Origin of the sequence: Leifsonia sp. NPDC058292, assembly GCF_042880955.1 — a bacterium.
Taxonomy (GTDB): domain Bacteria; phylum Actinomycetota; class Actinomycetes; order Actinomycetales; family Microbacteriaceae; genus Leifsonia.
Genome location: NZ_JBHVYL010000076.1, coordinates 1 through 3,319 on the forward strand (window position 1 = coordinate 1; position 3,319 = coordinate 3,319).

Below are 3,319 nucleotides of genomic sequence, written 5' to 3' on the forward strand. Positions count from 1 at the left end.
CCGCCGGCGCTCTTTCGTCGTGTTCGGGTGGAGTTCGGCCTCCGGGTCAGACCGGCTGCGACAGTTTCGTGGTCGGGGCCGTGTCGGAGCCCACCGTGTCAGAGTCCACTGCGGCTGGCGCTGGCTCGCGAGTGAGCGAGGTGGCGCCGAGGCCGACCGACTCCGCTGCGGCCGGGGTGAACTGCTCGTGGTGCTGCTGCGCCACCCAGGCATCCTGCTGGGCGAGCAGTGCGCGGTCGGTGTCGGTGTTCTCGAAGCGCCACCGCTCGAGGTCGCCCTGGAAGATCTTGCGTGCGCGGCCCGGTTTGTTCTGCCACTCGATCAGCCGGTCGCGGAACTCCGCGATCGCCGGGTCGAGCTGGTAGCCGAACGTCGCCGACGCCCGCTTCATCTCCGCGAGCTGATGACCCGCCCAGTTGGCGGCGATGCCGGCCCCCTTGATGGGGAGCAGCCGCACCATGATGTCGGCCTGGCCCACGGCGCGATCGGAGAGCACCTGCTCACCGGGGGTCAAGGAGTTCCAGACGGATGCCTCGGTCGCCGCATCGACGAGAGCCGCGATGGCCGACGCCTTCTGCTGACGATCGGTGCGGGAGAGCAGACCATGGATCGCGCCACGCGCGATCCAGGCTGCGAGCAACCCGGAGATGATCACGGCTACCGCGAGCACCACCGCGTTGAGGATCATCGGGCGTGCTGCCGACGATACGAGCCAGTCAACGAAACTATTCCACCACTGCATGTCGGCGATGGTATCTCCGAGGCGGCGCTGCGGCGTGCATCCCCGCCGCAGTGTCGCGGAGTCGTGATGCGACCGAGGTGTGGTCAGTCTTCGAGGTGCTCCGTGCCGTCGACGGCGAAGGGCTCGATGATCGCGATCTCCTCGGAGGTGAGAGCCGGCGCATCCAGGGCGGCGACGTTCTGCTCCAGCTGGGCGACACTGGATGCGCCGATCAGCGCGCTCGTGACGGCCGGCTGACGCAGCACCCAGGTCAGGGCGAGTTGCGCGAGCGACTGCCCGCGCTCCGCGGCGATCTCGTTGAGCGCGCGCGCTCGCTCCAGGTAGACCGGGCTGAGCTGCTTCTCCGACAGGAAGTGGCTCGTGGCCGCGCGCGACCCGGCGGGAACGGTGCCGTCGAGGTAGCGGTCGGTGAGCATCCCCTGGGCGAGCGGGGAGAACACGATGCTGCCCGCGCCGATCTGCTCGAGCACGGGGAAGAGCCCGTCTTCGATGTGGCGGTCGAACATCGAGTAGCGGGGCTGGTGGATGAGCAACGGAACGTTGTGCTCGGCCAGCGCGGCCGCGGCCGCCAGCGTCTGCTCGGGACTGTAGTTCGACACGCCGACGTAGAGCGCCTTGCCTTGCTGAACGGCGGTGGCGAGCGCGCCCATGGTCTCCTCGATGGGCGTCTCGGGGTCGGGACGGTGGGAGTAGAAGATGTCCACGTAGTCGAGCCCGAGACGCCCGAGGCTCTGGTCGAGAGACGACAGCATCCCCTTGCGCGAACCCCATTCGCCGTATGGGCCCTCCCACATGTAGTAGCCCGCCTTGGTCGACACGACGATCTCGTCGCGGTACGGCGTGAAGTCTTCCTTGAAGATCCGGCCGAAGTTGGTTTCCGCGCTCCCGGCAGGAGGCCCGTAGTTGTTGGCCAGGTCGAAATGGGTGACTCCGAGATCGAAGGCCCGGCGCACGATGTCGCGCTGGGTCCCGATCGCGCGCTCGTCGCCGAAATTGTGCCAGAGACCCAGCGACAGCGCTGGCAGCTTCAGGCCGCTCCTCCCTGTCCGGTTGTACGTCATCGTCTCGTATCGGCCGTCGGCGGCAGCAAAGGTCATCTCCCCATCGTAGAGAATGTTGCCTCTCGGAACGAAAGAGTCTGCCGGTGGCGGGATGCGTCGGCGTTCCGGCTGTCGCTGCCCTCCACAGGCGGGTGGTTTCGAGAGTTCTCCCCAGATGCTGTGCCCGCGCTGCGCCGGCGAGTCGTCGGCATCGAGACTCGGTTCGTCGCCGAGTGGCGATGTGAGCGAGGAGAGCAACCATGAACGATTCCCTGTCGACCCGCGGCTTCGTCGCGACCGTGCCCAACCACATCCGCACCAACGAGGGGCTGCCGATCACGACCTTTCGGCTGGCCACAACCCGGCGCAGATTCAATCGGGAGACGAAGGCCTGGGAGAACGGCGAGACCAACTGGTTCACGGTCACCGCTTTCCGTCAGCTGGCGCTCAACGTCGCGTCGTCGGTGTCGAAGGGTGATCCGGTCGTGGTGTCCGGGCGGCTCAGCGTGCGCGATTGGGAGAACGGTGATCGCTCGGGCACGGTCGTCGAGATCGACGCCGATGCTGTCGGCCACGATCTGACGTGGGGCTCGTCGGCGTTCAGTCGCACGATCAAGCCCGCCGGTGTCGGCGCGGGCGTGGAGGCAGCGGCGGAGTCGGTGCCGGACGCGTTCGGCGACGACCTCCCGCGTGCCGAAGAGCCCTCAGCGAGCGGTGAGCTTCTGGAGGAGGGCTCCGCCTAGACTCGATGGCGTACCCCTCAGCGACCACCGGAGACGTTCATGCCGCAGCCATCCCGCCAGCACAGCGTCCCGACATCGCGGGCAGTGCTCGCGCAGCGGGCGAGCGTGGCTGCGGCGAGCACTCTCGGTGCCGTTTGCCTTGCGCTGGTGTTGAGCGGATGCGTCGGCGCCGGAGGCTCGGGCGGCGCGACGTCGAGCGCAGCGACCACGCCGACCGCCACGTCGGCGACGACGCCGGCCGCGCCCGTGCAGTTCTTCCCGAACGGAACGGCGCAGCAGAACCTGCCCTTCTTCGACCAGGTGAACCGCGCGACGCTCGCTGCGAAGCCGGATGCTGTCGGGCGCGATTTCATCGACGCCCTCGTGGCCGCAGGCTTCACCAAGGCGGACATGCAACTCACCGTCGACACGACGACGATCGGCCTCAAGGCCAACTCGATCCAGTTCTCCGTGCTGATGGGTTCGAGCTGCCTCATCGGCCAGAACGGTGCAGATGCCGGGGGCTACAACAGCCAGGTCGTGCCGCAGCTCGCCGACGGCGGCTGCCTGATCGGCCAGACCAAGCCGATCGACTGGTGACGGCGAGCGCGCCTCGCGACGGTGGCGCGCCTGGTGACGGCGAGCGCGCCTCGCGACGGTGGCGCGCCTGGTGACGGCGAGCGCGCCTCGCGACGGTGGCGCGCTGTGACGGGCGCGCCCGGGGACGACAGGGTGCCCGACCGCTTGCTGGAGCGCGCACCTTCGAGTGTGGCCGCTGCGGTCGACTGTGCCCGCTGTGCCGGCCACATTCGACC

At 68.5% G+C, this 3,319-nt stretch carries 4 protein-coding genes; 2 read left to right on the top strand and 2 right to left on the bottom strand.

Going from position 1 to position 3,319, the window contains the following annotated elements; all coding sequences use genetic code 11:
- Positions 1-46: 46 nt before the first annotated feature.
- Together ACFVWR_RS18925 and ACFVWR_RS18930 are read right to left on the bottom strand one after the other, a co-directional pair.
- Positions 47-742, bottom strand: a complete 696-nt coding sequence (locus ACFVWR_RS18925; RefSeq protein ID WP_387215942.1) for a hypothetical protein — start codon at positions 740-742, stop codon at positions 47-49.
- An 83-nt stretch (positions 743-825) separates the two neighbouring features.
- Positions 826-1,839, bottom strand: coding sequence for an aldo/keto reductase (locus tag ACFVWR_RS18930; protein WP_387215945.1), 1,014 nt, complete (start codon positions 1,837-1,839; stop codon positions 826-828).
- A 203-nt stretch (positions 1,840-2,042) separates the two neighbouring features.
- Between ACFVWR_RS18930 and ACFVWR_RS18935 the strand changes: the two genes are divergently transcribed.
- Both ACFVWR_RS18935 and ACFVWR_RS18940 read left to right on the top strand, forming a co-directional pair.
- Positions 2,043-2,525: a single-stranded DNA-binding protein gene (locus tag ACFVWR_RS18935; RefSeq protein WP_387215948.1), complete on the top strand. Its 483-nt coding sequence runs from the start codon at positions 2,043-2,045 to the stop codon at positions 2,523-2,525.
- Positions 2,526-2,564: 39 nt separating this feature from the next.
- Entirely contained in the window at positions 2,565-3,104 is a 540-nt protein-coding gene (locus ACFVWR_RS18940; protein ID WP_387215951.1) for a DUF6993 domain-containing protein, read from the top strand.
- Positions 3,105-3,319 lie beyond the last annotated feature (215 nt).